This is a genomic window from Halorussus limi (genome assembly GCF_023238205.1).
Lineage (GTDB): Archaea > Halobacteriota > Halobacteria > Halobacteriales > Haladaptataceae > Halorussus > Halorussus limi.
In genome coordinates this window covers 145250-168596 of the sequence record NZ_CP096662.1, presented here as the reverse complement: position 1 = coordinate 168596, position 23347 = coordinate 145250, and the positions used below count along the sequence as shown (strand labels likewise).

Here is a 23347-nt window from a genome sequence, read left to right as displayed (position 1 = left end):
GGCCAGCCCATCCTCAACAAGTTCGTTCATCAGGATGCGCTCAATCCATTCATTTTTCTCGTTCTGTTCGTTTTGCTCGTTGAATTCGTTATAGTCGTTCCGCGTGTTTTCAGCGGGGATCTGGACTACCTTCGAAACAAGTGGGGAGGTCGTGCTTTACGGCTAGTCGAGTAAGACTTTTAACTGTTACCGGATTATTGGTAACCACCAGATGTATGAGGTGCTCGACGACACGGCGGCACAGACTATCCTCGCCATCGAGAGTGGTGACTCCATCCGCCGTGTCGCCCAACACCTCCACACGCCCTACGAGACAGTGAGACAGGCCGTCAATCGGCTGGAAGACGCAGGCTACGTTTCCTATGACGAGGGCCTCACTGTAGTCGACGAGCGCGTACGCGACGCAGCGCTCGAGCTCGTCGCTGCCAGCGCCGGCGTCAGTCCACCCTCCATCGAGGAAACGTACGTCATCCCTCAGTTCAGTGACTGGCCGTTCGCGTTCACGCGGATCGACGCCGTCTACGTGTGGACTCAGGGCGGCTACCAGGTCGGTCGCGAGCCCGACGACTATCCACTGTTCCTCGCTGTTCGTGAGCAGGACGTCGACGCCTGGGAGACATTTTTCGAGTGGTTCGACCTCCCGACCGCATTCGAACGACAGCCCCGAGACGAGTTGGGCGGACCGCTGCAGATCGTCCTCGAGCCACGCGCGTCACTCGATATCGAGCACGTCGAAGGGTACCCGGTAATCCCGAGAGCAGAGACAATCGGGTATATGCGCGAGAACTACGCCCAGTTCCAGTCGGGGCTGGCGATGCTCGACCGGATGTACGAGGACATCGACCTCGGCGTCACGTATCGAGAGACCGAACGGGCACAGCCATGAGCTTCAACAACCGAAGTGACGCGCTCATCGAACTGCTCGAGGAGCTCACCCAAGAGGGCCATGAGTACGTCCTTGTTGGCGGTTACGCTGTCTCAGCGTTCAATGCTCGCTTCTCCACGGACCTCGATATCGTCGTCGCGCCGGACTCCAAAGCTGACTTCGTCGAGTTCCTCGAACAGCGGGGATTCGAGAAAACGGACAGCCACGCCAAAGAATGGTTCTACGACACCGAAGTAATCGAGTACGAAAAGCGGCTCACGCCGCAACAGCCGATCGGCTTCGATCTCCTGGTGAACGGACTCGGGTGTCGCCAGACGGAGGCACAGTGGTCGTTCGACTACCTGTACGACCACAGCCACCAACAGGAGGTGAGCGGAGGTACAGTGACGACCACAGCCAGAGTCATCGATGGGGCAGTCCTCGTCGCGGCAAAGCTCCATAGCGGCCGTGAAACAGACCTCCGGGATGTCCTGGCAGTAGCAGAAGAAATCGATCTCGACACTGTCACGCCTCACCTTCGGCGAGGGGACGACGATGCGCTACGGGAGCAGCTTGAGCGTGGACTGGAGATCATAGAGAGCGATGAACTCAAGCACGGGTATCGGAGTGACTTCGGGGCCTCAGCAGTCTCAGAAGAAACGGTCACCGCTCTCCAAGAGTATCTGTCTGTACAGATTAACCACCTGAGCTGAAGCGGTCGGGACCCCCTTGATCGGAAATGAAGATAGGGTCCTTCAGCGGTGTTTACAGTCAGTCAAAAAATTGGAGGGGCGGTGTCAGTCGACCGTCGCTAACACACGGACATCCGTAGCTGAGTGTCGTTCCCGTTCAGTACGAGCACCATGCTCGCGGAGGAACTCATCAATACGGTCGGCAAGGGACTCCGCGTCCTCTCTATCAACGTGGACGATCAGCGTCGGATGTTCCTCGTCGCTGTTCTCAATCACGAGCGAGACATCCTTGAATTCGTCCGGCTGTCTATACGCCTCAAACTCATCGGCGACCTGGTTGGCCAGGTCGTCGAGTACCTCAATCGGTTCCTTTGTCATAGATTGTATTTCGGCTTTGGAAGGTTGTGCCATCGCGAGCGCGTGAAGAAAACGTGACGTGACTTTCAGAACCACCTCCATCAGACAAACGCGAACGGAGCCTTCTCACACCGCTGGTTTACCGAGAAGAAGACCGATCCACAGAAGGGACAATGGGTTAGAGTGCTCGCGGATCGCTATCGACGATGCTCGCAAACGCGACGTTCTCCTGAACTTGTTCGATTTCGACTGTTGGCTCGTCGCCGGGTTGAGCGCCGGGAACGATCACGACGTAACCCCGTTCGACTTTCGCAATACCGTCTCCCTGATCACCGACGGTTTCGATTGTCACGTCGCGCACTTCTCCCTCATCAACAGGAGGACCAGATGAATCATGGCTCGTGCTCCCCTGAGAGGCGGGATGCCGTGGGCCCTGTGGAGATGTTGATTCAGCTTCGGAGGATGAATCAAGAAGAGCGATGCGGTACGTTTCATCAACAGTCAGCGCCCCATGCTTGATCTCACTCGGAGGAATCTCGATGACGAATGTGCCATCCTCCTCCTTAATTTTCGCAGTGAAAAGCGAACACAGGGAGTCTGAGATTTCTACCATAGCTGGGTTTTGATACTGGATACAATTAATCGGTCTCTTTGAGAAGGAGCGAACTAGATCAGCTGTCCTCAGTTGGTTCTTCCCAAGGAATGTCTCGCTTATGGACTACAGCGAGCTTCGAGTCGTCATCATCTTCTATTGCACTGAGACCACGCTGGACAAGAGTGTGAACCTGTCCAGCAGACTCCGGGAACGAAAATTGGTCATCCTCCGCGTCAGCACGGAGTTCCAGATAATGGAGGTACAACCTGAACCTCGTATCTGCTCCGATAGGCCACCAAATCGTCCCTATCTGCTCATCTACCTGATTGTCCCAATGCTCTATGAGTTCACGGATATCGTCGACGAGCTCCTCCCCGGAGGTGCGAAGGCGGAGGGAGTATTCCCGATCCCGCTCCATATCTTCGATTATATCCTGAAGGAAAGGCTCAGCCTCCAAGGCGGTAGGTGAGGTCTGATCCGCTTCTAGAAGGTGTTCTAACGCCCGAATTTCTTCACGCCGAGCGGCTACAGCGTATGCGACATTGTACTTGTCCTCGGGGAAGATTTCGTGCTGACTCGGTTGCTGTGCCTGAGGATCAGTATCCCCGGTGGATGAGCTAAATAAGGTCTCAAAGAGTCCCATACGCTTCGTCCGGACGGCACCCATAAGTACTTCCTGTCAGAGTGGACCTCAGCTCCGGCGACAGTGTACCTTCTAACCAGTCGTTGCGTAATCAGAAGATTTCGTGTGAATCCTGACCGACTTGGGAACGAGTATGAAACTCATCCAAAATATAGAGGATTGTAACATCAAATAATGACGTCAGTTGTTGCTGATATCGGACGATGTCTTTCTTATCTCCGGTCACAACACGGTGAAGCACATCGCGTTCTGCAAGCCCTATTGCGTCAAGAAGCCACTGAGAGTCTACAGGAGGAATCCGGGACTCTTGAATTCCGATGTGCTCCTTGACTAGACCGCGAGCGCGCTCCTGATCGTCATAAGTTGACGACATGACGTGGACAGCATCCATTAGTGCGTCTTTCCGCTCCTTTGCGTCGTGGAGAACACGATCTCGAAGATCTTCGACACACCGTTTTGCATTCCGTGGGGTGATTTCACGCGAGGAGAAGTAGTTCTGGAAGTGCCGAACAAAGTGTGGCTTGGCCTGACTTCGAACCTCAATATTATCGAAGAAAATCTCTAAGATACTCTCAAAGGAAAGCCCATCGTAGCGCTGTAAATCGATTTCTCGATTGTACATTGGGATATTATCCTCGACATTCTCTTGAAAGTCTTCAAGAACGGTCCCGAACACGCCATCGGTATCGTCAGGGTCAACTTGTAGCTGATCGGGGTCGGACACAACTCGAGGCGCTCCTTGTGGACGGCTGCAATACTCGTAGATTACAAACTCACTCGTGAAGAGCGTGTTATGACCGTCTAGGATACGCTCTGCTTCTACGGCCCACCGGTCGTGAGAAAACGTGAGTCCAATGAGGACGTTAGTGTCTACGAAGTATCGAGTCATTGGCCCGGATGGAGATCTTCGTGCGCAATTCCCCGGCGTTCAAGAATCGGAGCAACAAGTTCGTCAGCTGCACTCCGTTCAGATTCGAGTTCAGTCGCTAATCCAGAAAATTTCGCATCAAGGTCTTCCTCTTCGAATTCGTTAAGTTTCTGGATCGCAGAACTCCGAGCCTCCTCAAACGAGGATACCGAGGTTCCCACGGACCTCTTCCGGAGACATTCCCTGGGCATGCCGTTGAGCAAGCTCGAGTGCAAAGATACGCCAGAACGTTACATTCACCGTCATCAATCTGGAGGGATCAGGAGAATGCGAATGGAGTTCTCGAGTGACCGCGTTATACCACTTGATTAGTGGTCGATCGTACTCCGGAAATCGGTCGTTTGGAAATGATTCAAAAGTGTCGTGGACGGAGCTGAGTACCGATTCTCTGCTTGGGTCAACCTCAAAGAAATCGTGGTACTCCGTATGTAACGTTCGTATTTTCTTATCTAACTCCCGAAAATCCCGCTGGACCTGATACGGCGCATCATCATACATTCTGTCTGTGAGCCATTCTAACCCATGTTCGTAATATTCAGAGAGAGCGTCTGAGACAACAGAACGCAGGCGATCTTCAAGTTCGGGCTCATTAATACTGGCTGAGGGGACAGTCGAGGGCGTGGCTGGAGAGACGGTACCAAAGAGATACCAATAATACGGGATCGAGATATCCAGATTTCGCTCGGCAGATTTGACGTCAATACGATAGAGGAGCTTGTGAAGCGACTTTTTCGGTAACGCATCCGCGGTCCCACGTTCACGATTGAGGAGACGCAGAGTCGTTCCCAAGTCCTCGCGGTTCATTATCTCCATTATATACCGCTCGTTTTATAGAAGTACCGTCGGATCCCAGTAGACTATCCAACGACTGAGGGAAAAGTAATTCACACGAGACTTCCTTGTAACGAGATACAACGTGCCCATCTACAATCTATATAAAGAGCGGGAAGGGACGGCGAGACGCGGGGAGGACTATAAGGAAGTCGTCATCGAGTACATGGAAGGGCTGAATTACATGGTCGAACGGGATTCAGCCTTCCACTCTACGCTTGACGATATTCAGTTTGTGAACAAAGCTACGGGCGATAAAGTGGTAGCCGAGGCAAAAGCGTATTCCACAGGCCTCAGCCCGAACGATTTTAGAGACGAATTGGCCCGGTATTTCCTCGAATATATCAAACAACCCCAACCCCATCGGTTTGATTTCTATATTTTTACGGAGACACTTTCTAATGACCAGCTTTGGAAAGCCCTGTTCGATCGTGATGTCACCGATAATCAGAAACTGGTCGACTTCTACGAAAAACTCAAAGACAGCGTCAACGATGAGGTCGTAGATCGGCTAGATGATACTGATGTAGATGAGTTCCGAGATTTTGCTATCGATACCCATGTTTTCGTAGGTACATACGATGACCTCCGTCAACAAGCTCATCAACTCGAGAAAACAGAACGGTTCCAGTACGAACCATATCTTCATTCGTATGAACCGGTTTCTGAGGAAACAGAATATGCGACGAATCTGTTTCAGGTAACCCGCTACCCGGAGACACTGTACATCATAGAGACGACAGAGGAAGCCGAATCTACTCGCGTCTATAATTACAACAACGAAGCGTTCCCCATCAAGCTTCACGAGCGGAAATTATATTCACTCGTTCATCCGGACCATCTTCCGGGGTCTACTCGTCATTACATACACGAGGACCGTTTCGAAACACGAGAGTTCGAGGAGTTCCTCCGAACGCGGGCTCAAGAAGAGGAGCGTGAAAACATCGTAAGGTCCCTTCTCAGAGGGATTTTCACTCTCGTTGCAAGAGATAACGATTGTCTCATCGACCGTGAGAAGGGAACAACCGTATACCCGGAACTAGACCGCAGACAGCACGGTACCGAACGAAAACTAGGTCGATCATGGGTTGCAAAGGAGTTAGACTCCTACCCCGATGTCATCCACCGCGGTGTCAAAGTACGAGTACGGCGCTATGCGGGAGAATACTACTACGTTCTGCTACCCACACAGGTTTTCACTTCAGATGGTCGTCGACCTGTAACAGGCGAGCGTAAATCACGGCTCCAAAACGACTTCTCGCCAAATCGTTTCCACGCCCAGAATAGTAAGTACGACCGCCAGCTGCGTGTCTGGGAAGAGTTGCTGATGTCGGATCAGACCCAGCTTGACCGGTTTATGGGTGAAAAGATACCCGTCGTAAAGGAACTCGAAGTAACCAGAGTTGACTCGCTGTCCCTCAATGTCCGCCCGCCCAGAGACGGAGACGAACGTGATGAGCTCATCGAGTCAGCTTCTGATCTCGAAAACACAGGTGGAATTGAACAATGACGCCCCAAGATACCCCGTTCACGCTTCGTCACCTCGAGGAGCCAGAGATTCAGTTTGAAGGAGGTACTGAAACCTCTCCCAAACGAGGCCTTATCAGATATGGTCCACGGCTCTATGAGGAAGGACACCATACAATCAAACTCGGGATTATCGGCGATCGAGATTCGATCCGCCGGTTGACCGAACTACTTCATGATATGGAGGTCGGGATCCATCCAGGAACAAGTGATAATCCGTGGCAGGTTCCCTATCCCGGGCTAGGTAAGAGTTCCCCGCTCAATCTCTCTATTAATGCAAAAAAGGGCTGGAGACGCCAAATTCGTCGACGAGACATCCAATCTGTTACGAGTAAATCGACCCCCAGAGATCGGATGGAGCGATTCCTGAAGCTAGTGCGGAAAGACATCGAGATAATCGAACGGGATTCCGTTCAGCCGAACGCAATCATCGTCTGTATTCCGCAAGAAGTGATGGACGCGTGTACTCCTGAGAACCAGGACCATGCGCGAATCCAGTCGGAAGGTTCTGACCTGCGAAATCGAATCAAGCTGATTGGGATGGAGGCTCGAATCCCCACACAGCTGATTAAGCCATCCACACTTGCGATCCGTACTGGCCGACAGCGAGCATCTCGGGCCTGGAATCTCACAGTTGGACTTCTATACAAGTCTCAACGAGGGCATCCCTGGAAAACTCGGCAGATCGAAGATGGGCACTGCTACGCAGGGCTCTCGTTCTACAGAGAGCGAGACGAAGGAGATGATGTGATTCGAGCTGCTCTTGCTCACGTCTTTCACGGACGGGACCATATTATCCTTCAGAGCGATCCACTCCCGGATATCACCGAGGACGAGAATGGATCTCCCCACCTCTCATATGAGGCGGCTAGACAGGTAGGTGAGCAGATTCTGGAATACTACGAAGCTCAGAAAGGGACACGTCCCAGCCGGTTCGTCCTTCATAAGCCATCTGTCTTCTGGGAAGAAGAACGTGAAGGGTTGCTTGATGCCACAGACGGTGTTCGCGATTTAGATCTAGTCTGGGTTCGTAGGCGGCCAAAGGTCAGATTGTTCCCACCTACGGATTATCCCGCCATGCGGGGAACCCTCCTGAGCGTCCCTGATGACGACGTCCACTATCTCTACACATCCGGATATGTCCCGGAAGAGACGACCTATCAGGGGAGTGGAGTACCATCGCCGATTGAGATCCGACCTGACGAGATTTGTGAGACACCCTCGTTAGAGATCTGTAAGGAAATTCTCTTTTTCACAAAACTCGACTGGAATACATCGGACTACGCAATTCGGATGCCAGCAACCGTGAGTGTTGCAAAGCGTGTCGGTACAATCCTCTCTGAAGTAGATACTGAGTCCATTTCAGAGGTTCGGCCACAGTATTTCTACTATATGTGAATCGGTGAGTGAGAGACTTATTCGTCTGAATCAGAGATCGGATCTAGCTGATAACCAGCGGACCGCAGAAATTTGCGGATATGCTCAACTTCCTGCTTCTCCACAGGGGAACTCGTCCCGAGTAGTTCTTCAATTACCTGCTCTCCATCCTCACAGAGAGTAATTGATTCATTGAAGGGGGTGTTCTCAAGTGGATCTCGTCGCTCATCAATCACGATCGGCTGCCACCCGCCCTGGTACTGGTATCGGTAGAGGGTGATAGTGCGGACGGTGTCTTCGTCGACGAAGAAGCTCGTTTGTTCGCGTTTGCTGGCGACCGCGATCTTCCCGCTGTCGAGATCCGCAGCAAAGTCCTCGAAATTGTGGAACTCAGCAGGAACCGGCCCATCGACGACGTGAGTGATAACTCCCGGCCAAGTAAACCCATAGACACGCTCGAAGAAGCTGACACCATTGTCGTTGGGAGAATCAAACACGAGGAGAAGATCGCCCTGCTGGAGTTCTGTACCGTCTACGCTGATATGCGATGAATATGGATAAGCGTCGCCGTCGTCGAGGACTTCGATATCGGGCTTCGGCATATTGTCCGAGTCTGATCGGAGCTACAAAGAGATGGCTAATAGTTGGCGGATTGGATGTCAGATTGGCCAGAGGGGCATATCATAGTCGAACTCCAGACCTGTTACACTAAACTCCTCTTTAAAATACCAAATGACTAAGTCAACTGTCTGTATACACCCTGATAACCTACTATGCAGGAAACTCAGGGAAGTGGACATTTCGTGATACAATTATGCCGATGATACGGGTACAGGACTGGACGAAAGAACAGCTAGAGGAGATCAAGGACGAGGAAGACCACACGTCCCTCGATTCAGTAATCAAGACGCTCCTCAAAGAACGCGCCAACGAAACTACCTCTACAAACGAATGAGCGATACGCCCACAACCACCGGCACGACGAATCGACCGCCGAGTATTTTCGACTCTTGCGAACCTCGCCAGGACGTTCTCACCGGCGAACTCGCCGAGGACCAATTCGCGGCTAGCCTCGCGGACGTCGCCCACAGCGACGACGCTCCTAATGTCTACGCTGACCCTCGACTCTTCTTCGAGAAAACCTACCCCACTAGCGGTCTTCAGGAGCTTCTCACTCGTCTCGCAACCCGTTTCGTCGGCGCACATAACGACGACTACACCGGTACGAACGGCATTCTCCGACTCGACACGAGCTTCGGTGGCGGGAAAACCCACAACCAGATCGCCGCGTATCACCTCGCAGAATCGCCGAGTGCTGTCCCCGATCTGTCTGACTTCATCCTCGACCAAGACATCGCCGATGAGTATACTGACGCCGCTGCACTTGGTCTCGACGTCAACTCAGCCGTCTTCGTGGGCACACACGTCGACGCCGAGGACGCTCGCTCGAACTACGACGACCCTGACGCCCCCGCGACGAAGACGATGTGGGGCGAAATGGCCTACCAGCTGTTCGGGCGGGAAGGCTACGAGTTCCTGCGCGAAAACGACGAGAACCGAACGCCTCCAGGAACGACCAAACTCGAGCGGCTCTTCGAGCGGAACGATAATCCATCGCTCATCCTCATCGACGAGATCGCCGCATATCTCGAGCAAGCTGCCGCTGTCGAAATCGGAGATTCGACGCTCGCGAAGCAGACGAATACCTTCCTGATGTCGCTGCTGTCCGCGACGCAGAACAACGACAAGGTCACTGTTGTCCTCAGTATCGCGGACACCGCCTTCGCCGACCAAGCCGAAGACGTCCGTGGTCTCGTCTCCGAGACCATCTCTGAGTTCAACAGTATCAGCGACCGTGTCGAGGGCTCCATTACGCCGACGGAGGACAACGAAATTGCCGCTGTCCTGCGACACCGCTTGTTCGAGAGCGTCGCGGAAGATGGGCGCGATGCAACTGTTGATGCCTACATGTCCCTCTACACGGGTGATCGTGACTCCTTCCCCGACAGTGCGACGAACCCGGAACACCGAGACCGCCTCGAAGACAGCTACCCGATTCATCCGACGGTCATCGATACACTCACAGAGGAACTGGACTCCCTCCCGTCGTTCCAGCGCACTCGTGGTGCGCTCAAGCTCCTCTCCCGCGCAGTCTACCGCCTCTGGCAGCACCAGAGCGACTACCAAGAACGCCACTTCGTTCGTCTGTTCGATATGCATCCCTCCGATGGGGACGTTCGTTCGACGCTTCTCCGGCTGTTCTCGTCGGTCGACATGGACTTCGAGGCCGCGATCAAAGCCGACATCTTCTCGGAAGATGGCACGGCGAACGCAGAGGAAGAGGACCGGAATTGGGTCAAGAACGGACACCCCCCACTCGGAACACATCTGACGACGGCAATCCTCTGGAAAAGCATCGTGAAGGGCGCCGACGGGCGCGGCACTACACGCCGGCCTCTTCGACACGCGATCGCCAACACCGAAGTCGAGCTAGCGCACTACGACGACGCGCTCAATAACCTCCTTGGAGAGGGACGTCGGTCTGCGTGTTTCTACCTGCACGGAGACAACGGTGAGAAGATCCAGTTCAAGTCAGAGCCGAACCTCACGAAACTCATCGATTCCGTCGTCGAGCAACTGCAAGACGGGCTCGCCCGTCGGCATCTCGAGGAAGCCCTCGACGAGGCGCTCGGTCAGGGTAGTCTGAATGTAATTGTCGGGCCGGAAGAGCCACACGAAATCCCGGATACGGCCGACGAAGCGCATCTGTGCGTGATGGACTTCGATACGGTCACCATCACGGACTACGAGACCGTCCCCGAGGCAATCCAAACGCTGTTCAAGAATACAGCATCGTCGAGTGGCGGGCAGAAGACGCCACGGGTGTTCAAGAACAACGTCGTCTTCCTCGCCGCGAGCGCGAACGACGTGTCCGACGCAAAGCGGACCGCAGAGCGCGTCGCTGCCATCAAACACATCCAGAATAACCTCGGCGACCAGTACGAGCTCAACACCGAACAGCAGGACAAGCTCGGTGAACGCCTCGATAGCGCGAAGGGCACGCTCGATCAGGACATCAAAAAGGCGTATACGCATCTCTACTTCCCGACTGGAGATGGCCTGGCTCATCGGAACGTCACCACCGACAGCACCATCCATCAGAGTGTCATCGAGAAGCTCGATGAAGCAGGCGCGATCATCCCCGAAGGAGAGGACGCCTACGGTGTTGACTGGTTCGAGGCGACGATCTGGAACGTCGGCTCGGCCTCGATGACAACGAGAGCAATCGAAGAACAGTTCGGGAAACGCCAGGATGCTGAGATTCTCCTGTCACCTATCCCACTGCGAAAGACGATCGCCCAGCTCGTCCGTGAAGACGGGTACGCCTACTGGGACGAGGAGCAGAAGACCGGGTACTACACGCCCGAGACGACCCTCACGGCAACCGATCACGAGCTCGACGACGCGAAGAATCTGCACGCGGGGCTCAGCTATCAGGACGTGAAGCTCTCGCAGTCGCACACACTCTACACCTCGCTCGATGAGCTGGTCGACGACGTCGGGAGTGAAATCGACTGGGAGGAACCCGACGAAGACGAAGAGCAAGAGGACGAGACTACTGACGATGATGAGGAGACTGGCGGCAGTAGTGGCGGCGGTTCAGGTGGCGATGACGACCCTGAGCCGTTCAGTAAACTCATCGAAGTTCGCACCTCTGAGCCCGCACACGTCTCTCGGGCCCTGCAGGAAATGCGGGCTGACATCGCGGATGAGCTTACCAGCGCTCGCGAGGAATACGACGGACACCCTGACGAACTGACGCCCATCGTCGAAGGCGTCTGGATCCATCTGGACGGGGCTGATGCGTGGAAGGGCGCGTGGTTCACTGCGAACAAACTCAGCAACGATGAGGATTTCGCAGAGGACACGACGATGGACTTCGATTATGAGGCCAACGACGGAGCCGACTCGAAATCGGAGTTCGAAGTCGATTTCAATGGACGCCCAGAGGTCTTCGCAAGCCACCTCCGATTCAACATGGAGCCGGAAGATCTCGCGAATCCGGATGGCGGTCGTACCGCTGAAGCCGAGTTCGCGATTGAGTTCGACGAGGGCGATGATCGCCTCTATGGCGATACGTTCGACGCCCTGGACGAACTCCTCGCTGTCGACAACGCGTTCACCGTCACGATGCACACGCAAATCCGTCTGATCGAATCCAGCGAGGTGACCCAAGTATGAGTCAGGGGATCGCCGAGGGGAATTCGTTCGCCTTCACTACCGGCGCGTACGGGAATCGACCGACGTTCGTGTTGACGCGCGATCGGGTCGACGACCAGCACGAAATCACGCTCTACGAGCTGGCGCCCCGCGATATCGCGACGGCCCGACGAGAACGGTTTGAGAGAGCCCAAAAAGCAGTAAGCGTCTCAGTACGCGAACTGGAGGAGGCCATTATCGGCGACCGTTCCCCGTCCGAACTCCCCGGGGCAGATGACGCGGCGTACGATTGGGATGACTGGTGTGCGATTCATATCGCGACGTTACGCGGCGGGGCGTTCAACGAGGTGAGTTTCCTCATCGAATCCACCTTCCGGGAGCTGAGTCTTGATCCCGAGACCGTCTGTACAGGAGACCCAGCAAGCGTGAGTCTTCCCGAAGCGGCCGGTGTTCGGCTCTCGATCGCGTTCCGTGCGATGAAGCCGATGCGACGTCGAGACCGTCTCCGTGAAGTCGCAAAGGGAATCGACCAGATGAGTCTGGGTGAATGCTACTACTGGCACGCCAAGGCTCGCTCGCCGTCGTCACCCAGCGGTACGAAAGCACTTCGCGTCCTACTCGCCGACCACATCTAAAGCTACCAATGTCTGAGAAATCATTCCTGGACGAAGCAGAGGTTCCTGAGAACGTTGCAATCGAGTCGAAACTTCCCCTCAATGCAATCGACATTGAGAGTCAGAAAGATATGGAATCTGGGCGTTATCACGCGCTTCGGAGCCTCCACAAATGGTTTGCTGCCCGACCTACACCAGCAGTCAGGCTAGCTGTACTGGCCTCGGTGTACCCTGGTGAGATTGACTCTGATGAGCTCCTCCGTCTTATGAAAATAGGACCGAAGCAGCTGAACACCGGTATTGCCGACTATGTTGAGAAGAAATTCACGGAAAAGAAGGGCAGTGGCACTCTCGACGACCATTACGGGTATCCGAATCCAAATACACAGTCTCCGACGGACACCGAAATCGAGAAGCTCCAGTCTAAGCTTCGAGAAGGGTGGGGTGGAGAGCTCCCCACAATCCTTGATCCAACCGCAGGGCGGGGAATCATCCCGTTTGAGGCCATTCGATATGGGATTCCGGCGAAAGCGAACGAGCTGAATCCTGTTCCTTCACTTATTCTAAAAGCGGGACTAGAGTACGCACCCAAAGTCGGGTCACTTGACCCGGATATTCGCGAATGGCGGGACAAAATCCTCGAAACTGCCAGAGAGAATATTGAGCCCTACTATCCCACAGAAGAGCCCGGTCGCCAGATCCTCAATTCGGCGATGACGTATATCATTCAATGCGATTCATGTGGGGGGGAAATCCCGCTAGTCTCCAAATGGTGGTTGAATAAGGAATCGGACGGTGGGGATGCCATTAAGCCGATCTACGAGGATGGGACGGTGAAATACACCCACGTTCGAGTCGAGAACGAGCCGGAATATGACCCAGAAGAGGCCCCTCTAAGGGGACGGAGTGCCGAATGCCCTCACTGTGACGTCGTAAACGAAAAGGAAGACATTCGGAAGAAGATTCACGATGGCGAATTCGAGTACAGCATCTACGGAGTGAATTACGAGACAGAAAACGGAAAACGCGGCTACCGTGCTGGAGGAGAAGTTGATAAAAAAGGAATGCAGAAGGCCGCGGAAAGAGTCGAAAGTGACTTCGATCTTTTAACATTCCTAAGTGAACCGGTAGATGTGAGTAGTCGTACAAACGACCCAGCCATTTATGGGATGCACGAATGGCGGGATATATTCACCCCACGCCAACTGGTTGTCCAGTATGAATTCGTGAATGCGTTCCATAAGCAGAAGTCTGAAATCCAAGACAGTTACGATTCTGACCGTTCAGAAGCTATACTGACAGTTCTTGCCCTTGCCGGAAGTCGAGCAATGAATTATAATACAAGGCTCAACCAGTGGCGAGACTCGAGAGGCTACGGGAGCCACATCTTCACAGATAATACACTCATTCTAAAGCGGATGACTGTAGACAACAATCTATCCGCCCCTCGTAGAGGGTATCATAAGCACTCTGAGCACGTGTTTGACGCCTATGAGAAACTGGTCTCGTATCTTCCAGATTCGGAAGGTGCAGAAGTTTTATCGACTGATGCGGGGCAGCTAACTACCAAATTAGAACCTGGTTCGGTTGATGCAGCAATTGTTGATCCGCCGTATTACAGCAGTATTATGTACGCAGAACTTTCGGACGTCTTCTATGTCATCCAGAAGGAATATTTGGAAGACATCCACCCAGAGATCTACAGTTCTAATCTGACCGATAAAGATAATGAGGCAGTAGCTAACCCTTATCGATTTGAGGAGATTGCTGACGACGAACAGTCAAAGAAGGAACTTGCGGACGAACATTACGAGAACAAGATGGAGGAGATCTTCTCAGAGGTACAGGAGCTCCTCAATCCGGGTGGCGTTATGACTGTAATGTTCACTCATCGGGAGATGGACGCCTGGGACACTCTCACATCAGCTCTCATCAGTGCCGGGTTTACCATTACTGCAACACATCCAATCAAGACCGAGATGTCGGACAGGATTAGTATGCAGGGCCACGCAAGTGCAGACAGCTCTATCTTCCTTGTTGCCCGGAAACAAGTGAGTCAGTCGTCAGATCGGACACTTTGGGAAGATGTCCAAGAGGGTATTCGTGAAGCCGCACGAGACCAAGCGGAAGAAATCCTTGACTCGGGATACAATATCTCCAAAACGGATACGGCGATCGCCGCATACGGCCCCACCCTGCAAAAATACGCTGAAGCACACCCTGTCGTGAATAAGAAGGGCGAGGAAATCCGACCCCGAGAGGCACTGGGACAAGCAAGAAAAGCAGTGACTGGTGTTCTCGCTGAACGCTTCCTCAAGACTGAAGGTCTCGATCAGATCGACTCGCTCACCCGTTGGTACATTCTCTCATGGCTTATCTATGAGAACGATACTGTCCCCTATGACGAAGCACGACAACTGGGTGTTGCAGCAAACATAGACATCGATAATATCAAACGTTCAACGAAGATCTGGGGAAAGAGCCAGAAAGACATAATTCTGAAAGACCACGATGAACGAGTTCAGGACATTGTCCTTCTTAAAAGTGACAGTGCTGACAATCCCTCGTCACGAAAGTATCCCGTGAATCCGACCGATATGCGTTTTACCTATATGATCGACGCAGTACATGCAGCGATTCACGTGTACGAGCGGGAGGGTCCCCGTGCTGCTTGGGAATGGCTCTCCGACAGGGACCTCAAATCGAGTCGGGAGTTCGAAGCCACCGTTACAGCTCTTTTAGAGGTACTCCCTACCGAATCCGATATGCGAGAGACCCTCGTGAACCTCGTTTCCGGAGAAACAGGGGACTACCTAGACATAAACCTCGATCACATCGATATGTCGGGGGAAGACAGACAGACGGAGCTCGGTGAACATCAGTAATGACCCTCAGGGACGTCTCGTGGGAGCCGGTGTACGAGAGCGAGTTCCGGACCAACCGGACGCTCATGGAGACGTTCTACCGCCCATTCCTCAACGAGGTCATCCGCTACGACCGGCTCGCCGGCTATCTGAGTCTACGTAGTCTGGCGCACGCTCTCGAAGGGGTTGACTCCCTCCTCGAGACTGATGGAACAGTACGTGTCATCGCTGGAGCGGACCTCCAGAAGCGCGAGAAGGGAGCGATGTTCCCTGATGCAGATGAACCCCTCGAACCGTGGGTTGAGTCCCAGCTCACCATCATCGCGACCCTCCTCGACCGCGGCGACCTCCAAATCAAGGTCGGCGACCCCAAAGGCGGTGACGGACTCTTCCACCCGAAGCTCGGCATCGGTGTCGATCGCGAGGGCAACAAGATCAGCTTCGAGGGGAGTATCAACGAGACGCTCAGTGCGTGGCAGTACAACTACGAACGCTTCAAAGTTCATCGCTCCTGGAGCCGCGGCGAAGCGAAGTACGTCGAGGAAGACGTCTCGACGTTCAACGCACTCTGGAACGGCTTCCACCCCTCTGTCGATGTCTTCGAGCTCGACGAAGCTGCACGCCAGGACCTCATCGACTGGAAGGACACCGATGGAACGCTCGAGGAACACGTCGAGCGGGTCCAGAATCACGACCCCCAGACGACGGTGCCCGAAGACGATACCGCTGGTGTCGTCTCGGTCGCCGGACGAACACCGGGAGGAATCCATCTCGCAGAGGAAATCAGTACTGTCACACCCTGGCCGCATCAGCGAACGATCTCCGATACAGCAGTCAGTATCTACCCGAACAACCTCCTGTTCTGTGACGAGGTGGGACTCGGCAAAACCATCGAAGCAGGCCTGACCCTCTCACGGCTGATGCAGGTCGGAGAGGCTGAGCAGGCGCTGTTTCTGGTTCCTGCAGGGTTGGTTCAGCAGTGGCAGAACGAACTCCTCGACCGCTTCAATATCCACGCCTACTATCACGAACGGTCCTACGACGGTGATTACATGATCGGTCCTCTCGGAGACGGAGAGGACCACCGTATCCCCACATCCGGAGCGGTTGACGCCGATGCCTGGGAGAACACGCCGATTGGTTCGTTCGTTAGGGAGAGAGATGAGCCAACCGTCGTAATCGAGTCGTGGCATACCGCCCGCCGCGAAGGTAATCAGGCACACGTCGCTCCACGCACCGACGAGAGTGTGTGGGATCTCACGGTCGTCGACGAGGCACACAGTGCCCGCGAGGAGACAAAACTCTACGACCTGCTCGGACAAGCCGAGGAGGCCTCCCGGTGTCTCTACGCTCTCACGGCGACTCCCATGCAGCTGAATGTTGGCGAGCTCTACGATCTCCTTCGACTATGCGATCTCCCAGAGGGTTGGGACGACAAGGACCGATTCGTCGAGTTCTTCGAAACACGGCAGGCACTCGAGGACAGCCTCAGCACCGTCGGCTCTCGGTATCAGAATATAGCCGATGGACAGCAACAGGTTCTCCAACAGTTCCAGAAAGAGCTCGATCTGGAGGAGGACGAAGGCCGACCGAGAATTGAACGGGTCGGGAAACTCATTCACGAACATCTCACGTCGAATCCCGGCTACGACGAGCAGGCGAAGGCGCTAGTCGAGGCGACGGACACGGAGTCAATTCAACAGCGGAAAGCCCTCGAGAAACTCGTCGGCGTGCGCGAAACCTCCCCTCGCTTTGACGACCCTCGCTCGCTCATTTTCGACTGTGGGCCAACGGAGTGGAGCGCACTTGTGGAAGCTTCTCAGTGGGCGACACCGGTTCAGTCCCGCATCTTCCGGAATACTCGAGCGGTCTTGGAGCAGTGTCAGGATCTGGGGCTCCTCGACGATACGGTTCCGACTCGGGATGTCGAGACAAAACGTATCGAGCTGGGTGACGCAGCCCCGCTGTACGATCAGGTAGAGCAGTATATTGATGAGACGTATAAGCAATCGCAGAAAGTCCTGACGGGGAAGGAGAAGCTCGCGTTGGGCTTCGTGATGACCACGTATCGTCAGCGCCTGACGAGCAGTCTCCACGCCATCAAGCAGAGCCTCCAGCGCCGGATGGAGAAGCTCGACGAGAAGGTTGAGGACATGACCGAGGAGGTCTCCGAGCTTAGTAGGGACGCCGGAGTGACGGAAGCGACCATCGACGAGGCGATCGGCCAAGCATCCCTCGACGCCTATCAGCCAAGTAGTCGTGGTGCCGCCGACGTGATTCAGGCGGAGCGGACGGCCCTCCAAGAGTTCGTGGACGATCTCAGGCAAGCCCACACCGACCCGAAGGTAGCGCAGCTGCGCCGCGACATTCGCTCACTCCGTCAGAGCGCCCGTGATAACATTATCATCTTCACGCAGTATCACGACACCCTCGAGCATATCCGTGAGACGCTGACAGACACGCATCCAAACGTCGGTACGTACAGTGGTGGTGGCGGGATGCAGTACGACGAAACTACCGGAGAGTGGGTGAACGTCGGTAAAGAGGCGATCAAGCGCGATTTCACTGACGGCGATACCAATATCCTGATCTGTACAGACAGCGCGAGTGAGGGGCTGAACCTCCAAACTGCGGATGCGCTGATCAATTTCGATTTGCCGTGGAATCCGATGCGGGTTGAACAACGCATCGGTCGAATCGACCGTATTGGCCAGAAGAACGAGGTCGTGAAGATCATCAACTACGCCTACAAGGACAGCATCGACGGCGACATCTACGAGGAACTGGAGGGACGGTTACAGCTGTTCGAGAACGTGGTTGGGCCGATGCGTCCGGTACTGAACAGCATCGAGCAGGACATCAAAGACGCCGTTATGGGTAGTTCCGGGTCGGATGACACCAGAGAGCCAAGTGAGCAAGTCGTCGAAGAAGCGGACTCACGGGCAAAACGTGCCCAGGAGAAAGCCGAGGAGACCGGGCTAGCAGGTGAGCCAGAAGAGGTATCGACGAAAGAGGCGATAATCGAGAGTTCCGGACTTGACGGGTGGGAACCCTATTGCTATCCCGCATTCGATGAGATCGGGACCGGTGATCGGTCGTATGAACCGTTGGTGAGCTTAGAGACGATCGAGACACAGCTTACGCAAAGCGACCGACTCGAAGAGACAGAATGGTCGTTTACTGCCCTCCGGAACCATGACCGCGCCGACGACTTCGAAGATATCGTCGACGATGCATACGTTCTGGAACTGCCGGAGGAGGATGCAGTAGCAATGCCGGAGTCGCTCGGAGAGACAGCTCAGGCAGAGCTTGGAGGGGGTAGCGGTGTTGTTGTGACGTTCAACCCAGAGATTGCTGAGCAGTTCCCGTCGATTCGGCTGCTCCTACCTGGAGATCCACTATTCGAAGCGCTCGTCCGCGAAGCTGCCCCAGCAGAAGTCGATAATGTGGAGTTCGTCTGTGGTCAGCGTGGAGAGAGTGGATCGTCTGTTACCCGAAGTAGTCAGGTCGCCGAAGCCAAACAAGCGACTGTTGTAGAACCAGCTGTAACGATCGAGAGTGTGAAAAATCTCCTCGGTGGGACGAACTCGATCTCAGATATCGACGATGCTGAGCAAACTATCCTGACCTGGTTATCCCAACTTCCAGTTGCAGAGTAGAGGCACTTTCCAGAAGCAGAAGGCTTTCCGGAAGTTTCCGGAAGAACGAATTTTCCACAAACAAAACCGCCGGACATCACCGTGATGGAGGTGGCAATGAAGCCATCAAATGGGGTAATTCCGGAAGCAACCCGGTCACGTTTTTAGTACTAGCCAGAAAACCAGTCTATCAAGTAACGATGATCCGCGATGCTCGCGTTCTCCGCGCCGGGTTCGTCCCTCGGGAAGTTGAGCATCGCGACGCCGAAGTCAACCACCTCTCCAGCGTTCTTGAGCCCATCACGAACGGGGAACCCGCCGACACGGCCATCGTCACTGGACCCAGCGGCGCCGGCAAGACCTGCATCTCGAAGTTTGTCACCGAACGGCTCCGGGAAGAAGTCCTCGACGTCGAAACGACCTACGTCAACTGCTGGCGGAACTACACCCGATTTCGGACGCTCTACCAAATCCTCGACGATCTCGGCGCAACCATCGACATCCACCGCCAGTCGACACCCCACGACGAACTCGTTGATCGCCTCCAGCAGCATGACGGCCCGCGAACCGTCGTCATCCTCGATGAGGTCGACCAGCTCGAAGACCCCAGCGTCATCTACGACCTCCACAGCCTCCCGCAGTTCGCGATCATCTGCATCGCGAACAAGGAAGAGGAGCTGTTCAGCCGCGTCGACGACCGGCTCGTGAGCCGGCTGCGCTCCAGCGAACACGTCCGGATGGACAAGTACCACGACGAGCAGCTGTACGACATTCTGAGTTCGCGGGCGAAGTGGGGGCTCGACGAGGACATCATCACCGACGACCAGCTCTACCGGATCGCCGACGCGGCCGCTGGCGACGCCCGCCTCGCAATCGGCATCCTCCGAACGGCCGCCGGCAAGGCAGATCGCGAGAACCACGAGCGCATCACCGACGACATTCTCCTGGATGCCGCCGAGGATGCCCGGGCGCAGATTAAGCAGAAGAGCCTCGATTCACTCACCCCCCATCAGCGCGTCGTCTACGACATCGTTCGCGAGCACGGCCCGGTCGGGCCGAGCGAGATTCACGAGCGCTATACCGAGGACGTCGATGACCCACGGACGAAGCGGACTATCCGCACGTACCTCTCGAAGATGGAGCAGTACAACCTCCTCGAGGCGGAGGGGACGAGTCGGGATCGAGAGTACTCACCCGTCGATTCGGCAGCGGCGTCGCCGATGCAGTGACCGTAACCCCGCCACCGATCAGGAACTGAACTCGCCGAGGCCCGATTGCTCGTGGTCTAGCGGCTCGATGACCTGGGGATCGTCGTTGCCTGGGTTGTTGACCCGCGTCGAAATCTCGTAGGCGTCCAGATCGTCCTTCGGATACGGCTGGCACAGTTCCTTGCGAGTGTCCCGGTCTGCGGCGAGCCAGTCGGACTCAGCGTCCTTTGGGAGGACGACCGGCATCCGGTCGTGGATTGAGTTCATCAGGTCGTTTGGCTCCGTCGTAAGGATCGTGACGCACGAGATCGTCTCGTCGGCGCCCTCCCAGACGTCCCAGAGCCCCGCCATCGCGAAGGCAGGGTCGTCCTCGCGGTGAATCCGGTAGGGCTGTTTCGACCCGCCGTTTGGTGATTTCCACTCGTAGAACCCTGACGAGGGGACAAGGCATGGACGTGATTCCCACGCCCGCTCGAAGACGCGTTTCTCGTCGGCAGTCTCGGAGCGAGCGTTGATGATGCCCTCCTCGGGCTCCTCCGCCCAGAACGGAATCAGCCCCCAGTGGTAGGCGTCGATCTCGTCGGAATCCTCGTTCGTGATGATGTGGAGGTCGTCGCCAGGAGCGATGTTGTACCGGGGTGTGTACCCGCCGTCTGCGACGACCTCGGCGTCGAAGCGAGCCTCGAGGTCTGCTTGGTCGATGAAGAGCGAGTTCCGGCCACACATACTAGAGAGTTCAGAGGGAGGCATCTTCAACGTGGTCGCACAGGAACTTCGTGGAACCAACGTGCTTAACCAACATACGCCCCGCCATCCATAGAGTGTTGGTTAACGGAGGTAGTACTAGACAAGTCTGATTCTGGAAACTTCACGGAACCGGACGCACGATCCCAAAATTCGGCGACTAACTCACCCACACCGTAACTTAGCAGCTCAGCTAGGCCTTCGAGTTGATCCGGGGCAGGATACACCCGGAATTCGATGGGCGACGGCAGAGTATAAATACTCATCTTCCGTTCTGGTGACCATGTCCAGACAGGTCTCGGATTATTTGTCTGAAATAAACGACCATATCTTTCTTCCCGGCCTCCAGCGGGAGTTTGTCTGGAATCCCAGGCAGATTGAGGAACTGTTCGATTCATTGATTCGAGACTATCCAATCGGAGCCATAACTGAATGGAGAGTTCGAGCGGCCAATATCAGCGACTACAACTCGTATAATTTCCTGCGGATGTATGTCGCTGATGACTATCGGCCACCGGATCCAGTTTTGGCAGAATACGACCTCTACAATCAGGAGGTTGAAGACAAAGAACCGGAGATTCTGATTATAGACGGCCAGCAGCGCTTGAACTCGCTCTATATCGGTGTCGAGGGCGGGATTACCGTATACAATGGCGGACGAGGGAAGCCCAGTGATCAGCTCCAGTACTGGGAAGGCCAGCGGCTGTGCGTTGACCTATTCGGCCACCCAGAGTACGATCGCGACGATACAGCAGGCGACTACGAGTTTGAGTTCAAATCGACAGGGAAGTTTGGAGGAACGGACGAGACGGGCTATTCCATGACTGGCGACACGCGACACCTGTGGATGCCGGTCGGGGAGTTATGGAACGGAGGCGACGACGGGGGCTCCGGGAACTCCACGGTGCTTGAGGGAAGAGCACTTAGCGAAGTCGTCGATGAATACGTGGACACCGCCGAATTGAGGGCGGACAACGAAACCCGCTACCAGCTGCGCAGTATTTCGATAGCCGTCGCGAGAGACATTACGAGCAACGTTCTACAGGACGATCTCGAAACAGACAGTACGAACAAGGATAGGTCTGAAATTCCCGAGATATTCACGAGGCTGAACATGGAGGGCTCTGATCCGAAGCCCTACCAGCTCCTCCTCTCAAAACTAATGAGTTATTGGCCGTACGCGGAAGAGGAGGGGGAGCGAATCAATCCTCGGGAGGTCATCCAAGATTGGATTGACGAATTTAAACAGAAGTTCCCTGAGTATGAGCAAGAAATCGACCGGAAGCTGTTTCTCCGATATACAGCATACCTAGTCGGAACAGACCTCCTCCGCAGCAATCTTAGCAGTATCGATGAAGATAGAATGGACGAGATGCGCGAGCGGTGGCTGTATAATGAGCCCGTCGTCGCCGGACGGCGATTCGAGTGGTTTCGGTCATCGCTCGAGAAGGCTTTCCAGACAGTAATTGAGAGCGGGATTCGGAGCTCGGTTATGAACACGATGCCCATTTTCGCACTACTTGGCGTGTTCTATTACCAGAATCCGGATGCTGAGGTCTCCGACGCGAACCGCGAGAGTGTTTTCCAGTTCGTCGCAAGAGCCCTCTTGCTGAACAAGTACTACCAGGTTCTGACCTACGGCAAGTGCCGCAACTGGATGCGATACCTTCGCGAATGGGAACCAGAACCCAACGAGCCCATCGTTTTCCCAGGAGAGGAGCTATTTGAATCGGAGAACATCAGCCCATCTGCTGAAGATATCCGTCGAGTCGTAGCCAACGCTCGTTACGAGAGCAGCCCAGGAGAGCCTGTATTTACTGACACAGATGTCACGGCAGTACTCGGCCTCATTGAGGAATCATATACGCAATCGACGTCCACCAGTATTGGCGACTACTCGGTTGACCACATCTACCCGAAAAGCAGGGCAGAATCCGTATCTGAATCTATTGGAGAGACTGTTGATCTTAATCGAATCGGGAATCTACAGCTGTTGCCACACGAGATGAACGAAGAAATCAAAAGCGACCAGTGGCCCCACGACTGGTTGGACGACCTCGGCAACGCCGAGTCTGAGCGTATTCAACGTGTAAATCAGTATCCCGATATCGAGCCCACCCCGGAGAACGCACAGGCGTTTATCCAGGCTCGCGAAGAGCAGATTACCGACTACTTGATTGACAAATACGTGAAGTGAAGAGAGAATTGCACGTCGCAGTCCTATAGAATTTTCACAGAAATTA

Annotated in this window: 18 protein-coding genes; 11 read left to right on the top strand and 7 right to left on the bottom strand. The window is 54.8% G+C overall.

Annotated features, from left to right (window positions below; all coding sequences use genetic code 11):
* Positions 1 to 211: 211 nt before the first annotated feature.
* Both M0R89_RS22555 and M0R89_RS22550 read left to right on the top strand, forming a co-directional pair.
* Positions 212 to 886, top strand: a complete 675-nt coding sequence (locus M0R89_RS22555) for a helix-turn-helix domain-containing protein (RefSeq protein ID WP_248653049.1) — start codon at positions 212 to 214, stop codon at positions 884 to 886.
* Positions 883 to 1578 carry a nucleotidyltransferase family protein gene (locus tag M0R89_RS22550; RefSeq protein WP_248653048.1) on the top strand — a complete coding sequence of 232 codons (696 nt, stop codon included), beginning with the start codon at positions 883 to 885 and terminating at the stop codon, positions 1576 to 1578. The genes M0R89_RS22555 and M0R89_RS22550 overlap by 4 nt, the downstream gene beginning before the upstream one ends.
* An 84-nt stretch (positions 1579 to 1662) precedes the next feature.
* Here M0R89_RS22550 and M0R89_RS22545 read toward each other — a convergent pair whose 3' ends face one another.
* From M0R89_RS22545 to M0R89_RS22525, 5 genes are all read right to left on the bottom strand, one after another.
* Positions 1663 to 2016: a hypothetical protein gene (locus tag M0R89_RS22545; protein WP_248653047.1), complete on the bottom strand. Its 354-nt coding sequence runs from the start codon at positions 2014 to 2016 to the stop codon at positions 1663 to 1665.
* A 76-nt stretch (positions 2017 to 2092) separates the two neighbouring features.
* The gene (locus M0R89_RS22540) at positions 2093 to 2527 is read right to left on the bottom strand and encodes a TRAM domain-containing protein (RefSeq protein WP_248653046.1); all 435 of its coding nucleotides are present in this window, start codon (positions 2525 to 2527) and stop codon (positions 2093 to 2095) included.
* 58 nt (positions 2528 to 2585) lie between these two features.
* A complete protein-coding gene (locus M0R89_RS22535) occupies positions 2586 to 3152 on the bottom strand; it encodes a hypothetical protein (protein ID WP_248653045.1) in 567 nt (188 codons plus the stop codon).
* A gap of 91 nt (positions 3153 to 3243) precedes the next feature.
* Positions 3244 to 3876 carry a hypothetical protein gene (locus tag M0R89_RS22530; RefSeq protein ID WP_248653044.1) on the bottom strand — a complete coding sequence of 211 codons (633 nt, stop codon included), beginning with the start codon at positions 3874 to 3876 and terminating at the stop codon, positions 3244 to 3246.
* A 339-nt stretch (positions 3877 to 4215) separates the two neighbouring features.
* Positions 4216 to 4884: a hypothetical protein gene (locus M0R89_RS22525; RefSeq protein WP_248653043.1), complete on the bottom strand. Its 669-nt coding sequence runs from the start codon at positions 4882 to 4884 to the stop codon at positions 4216 to 4218.
* 112 nt (positions 4885 to 4996) lie between these two features.
* Between M0R89_RS22525 and M0R89_RS22520 the strand changes: the two genes are divergently transcribed.
* The gene (locus M0R89_RS22520) at positions 4997 to 6421 is read left to right on the top strand and encodes a hypothetical protein (RefSeq protein ID WP_248653042.1); all 1425 of its coding nucleotides are present in this window, start codon (positions 4997 to 4999) and stop codon (positions 6419 to 6421) included.
* Positions 6418 to 7836, top strand: a complete 1419-nt coding sequence (locus M0R89_RS22515; RefSeq protein WP_248653041.1) for an argonaute/piwi family protein — start codon at positions 6418 to 6420, stop codon at positions 7834 to 7836. Before M0R89_RS22520 ends, M0R89_RS22515 begins: the two co-directional genes overlap by 4 nt.
* A 17-nt stretch (positions 7837 to 7853) precedes the next feature.
* On the opposite strand, the gene M0R89_RS22510 is transcribed toward M0R89_RS22515, so the two are convergent.
* The gene (locus M0R89_RS22510; RefSeq protein ID WP_248653040.1) at positions 7854 to 8417 is read right to left on the bottom strand and encodes a hypothetical protein; all 564 of its coding nucleotides are present in this window, start codon (positions 8415 to 8417) and stop codon (positions 7854 to 7856) included.
* A 218-nt stretch (positions 8418 to 8635) separates the two neighbouring features.
* Between M0R89_RS22510 and M0R89_RS23360 the strand changes: the two genes are divergently transcribed.
* From M0R89_RS23360 to M0R89_RS22485, 6 genes are all read left to right on the top strand, one after another.
* Positions 8636 to 8770, top strand: a complete 135-nt coding sequence (locus M0R89_RS23360) for a hypothetical protein (protein ID WP_006169676.1) — start codon at positions 8636 to 8638, stop codon at positions 8768 to 8770.
* Positions 8767 to 12057, top strand: a complete 3291-nt coding sequence (locus tag M0R89_RS22505; protein WP_248653039.1) for an ATP-binding protein — start codon at positions 8767 to 8769, stop codon at positions 12055 to 12057. The genes M0R89_RS23360 and M0R89_RS22505 overlap by 4 nt, the downstream gene beginning before the upstream one ends.
* On the top strand, positions 12054 to 12671 hold the full coding sequence (locus tag M0R89_RS22500; RefSeq protein ID WP_248653038.1) for a DUF7680 family protein: 618 nt from the start codon (positions 12054 to 12056) through the stop codon (positions 12669 to 12671). The genes M0R89_RS22505 and M0R89_RS22500 overlap by 4 nt, the downstream gene beginning before the upstream one ends.
* Positions 12672 to 12679: 8 nt before the next feature.
* Positions 12680 to 15535 carry a DUF1156 domain-containing protein gene (locus tag M0R89_RS22495; RefSeq protein ID WP_248653037.1) on the top strand — a complete coding sequence of 952 codons (2856 nt, stop codon included), beginning with the start codon at positions 12680 to 12682 and terminating at the stop codon, positions 15533 to 15535.
* A complete protein-coding gene (locus M0R89_RS22490; protein WP_248653036.1) occupies positions 15535 to 19173 on the top strand; it encodes a DEAD/DEAH box helicase in 3639 nt (1212 codons plus the stop codon). The genes M0R89_RS22495 and M0R89_RS22490 overlap by 1 nt, the downstream gene beginning before the upstream one ends.
* Positions 19174 to 19352: 179 nt before the next feature.
* The gene (locus M0R89_RS22485; RefSeq protein WP_248653035.1) at positions 19353 to 20381 is read left to right on the top strand and encodes a Cdc6/Cdc18 family protein; all 1029 of its coding nucleotides are present in this window, start codon (positions 19353 to 19355) and stop codon (positions 20379 to 20381) included.
* Between the two features lie 18 nt (positions 20382 to 20399).
* Here M0R89_RS22485 and M0R89_RS22480 read toward each other — a convergent pair whose 3' ends face one another.
* Positions 20400 to 21086: an SOS response-associated peptidase gene (locus tag M0R89_RS22480; protein ID WP_248653034.1), complete on the bottom strand. Its 687-nt coding sequence runs from the start codon at positions 21084 to 21086 to the stop codon at positions 20400 to 20402.
* 301 nt (positions 21087 to 21387) lie between these two features.
* Here M0R89_RS22480 and M0R89_RS22475 point away from each other — a divergent pair, with 301 nt between their 5' ends.
* The gene (locus M0R89_RS22475; protein WP_248653033.1) at positions 21388 to 23301 is read left to right on the top strand and encodes a DUF262 domain-containing protein; all 1914 of its coding nucleotides are present in this window, start codon (positions 21388 to 21390) and stop codon (positions 23299 to 23301) included.
* Positions 23302 to 23347: the final 46 nt, after the last annotated feature.

What these genes read in the sequence shown, in the direction of transcription:
- M0R89_RS22555 (WP_248653049.1), top strand. Translation starts at nt 212, where the DNA reads ATGTATGAGGTGCTCGACGACACGGCGGCACAGACTATCCTCGCCATC.
- M0R89_RS22550 (WP_248653048.1), top strand. Translation starts at nt 883, where the DNA reads ATGAGCTTCAACAACCGAAGTGACGCGCTCATCGAACTGCTCGAGGAG.
- M0R89_RS22545 (WP_248653047.1), bottom strand. Translation starts at nt 2,016, where the DNA reads ATGGAGGTGGTTCTGAAAGTCACGTCACGTTTTCTTCACGCGCTCGCG.
- M0R89_RS22540 (WP_248653046.1), bottom strand. Translation starts at nt 2,527, where the DNA reads ATGGTAGAAATCTCAGACTCCCTGTGTTCGCTTTTCACTGCGAAAATT.
- M0R89_RS22535 (WP_248653045.1), bottom strand. Translation starts at nt 3,152, where the DNA reads ATGGGACTCTTTGAGACCTTATTTAGCTCATCCACCGGGGATACTGAT.
- M0R89_RS22525 (WP_248653043.1), bottom strand. Translation starts at nt 4,884, where the DNA reads ATGAACCGCGAGGACTTGGGAACGACTCTGCGTCTCCTCAATCGTGAA.
- M0R89_RS22515 (WP_248653041.1), top strand. Translation starts at nt 6,418, where the DNA reads ATGACGCCCCAAGATACCCCGTTCACGCTTCGTCACCTCGAGGAGCCA.
- M0R89_RS22510 (WP_248653040.1), bottom strand. Translation starts at nt 8,417, where the DNA reads ATGCCGAAGCCCGATATCGAAGTCCTCGACGACGGCGACGCTTATCCA.
- M0R89_RS23360 (WP_006169676.1), top strand. Translation starts at nt 8,636, where the DNA reads ATGATACGGGTACAGGACTGGACGAAAGAACAGCTAGAGGAGATCAAG.
- M0R89_RS22505 (WP_248653039.1), top strand. Translation starts at nt 8,767, where the DNA reads ATGAGCGATACGCCCACAACCACCGGCACGACGAATCGACCGCCGAGT.
- M0R89_RS22500 (WP_248653038.1), top strand. Translation starts at nt 12,054, where the DNA reads ATGAGTCAGGGGATCGCCGAGGGGAATTCGTTCGCCTTCACTACCGGC.
- M0R89_RS22495 (WP_248653037.1), top strand. Translation starts at nt 12,680, where the DNA reads ATGTCTGAGAAATCATTCCTGGACGAAGCAGAGGTTCCTGAGAACGTT.
- M0R89_RS22490 (WP_248653036.1), top strand. Translation starts at nt 15,535, where the DNA reads ATGACCCTCAGGGACGTCTCGTGGGAGCCGGTGTACGAGAGCGAGTTC.
- M0R89_RS22485 (WP_248653035.1), top strand. Translation starts at nt 19,353, where the DNA reads ATGATCCGCGATGCTCGCGTTCTCCGCGCCGGGTTCGTCCCTCGGGAA.
- M0R89_RS22480 (WP_248653034.1), bottom strand. Translation starts at nt 21,086, where the DNA reads ATGTGTGGCCGGAACTCGCTCTTCATCGACCAAGCAGACCTCGAGGCT.
- M0R89_RS22475 (WP_248653033.1), top strand. Translation starts at nt 21,388, where the DNA reads ATGTCCAGACAGGTCTCGGATTATTTGTCTGAAATAAACGACCATATC.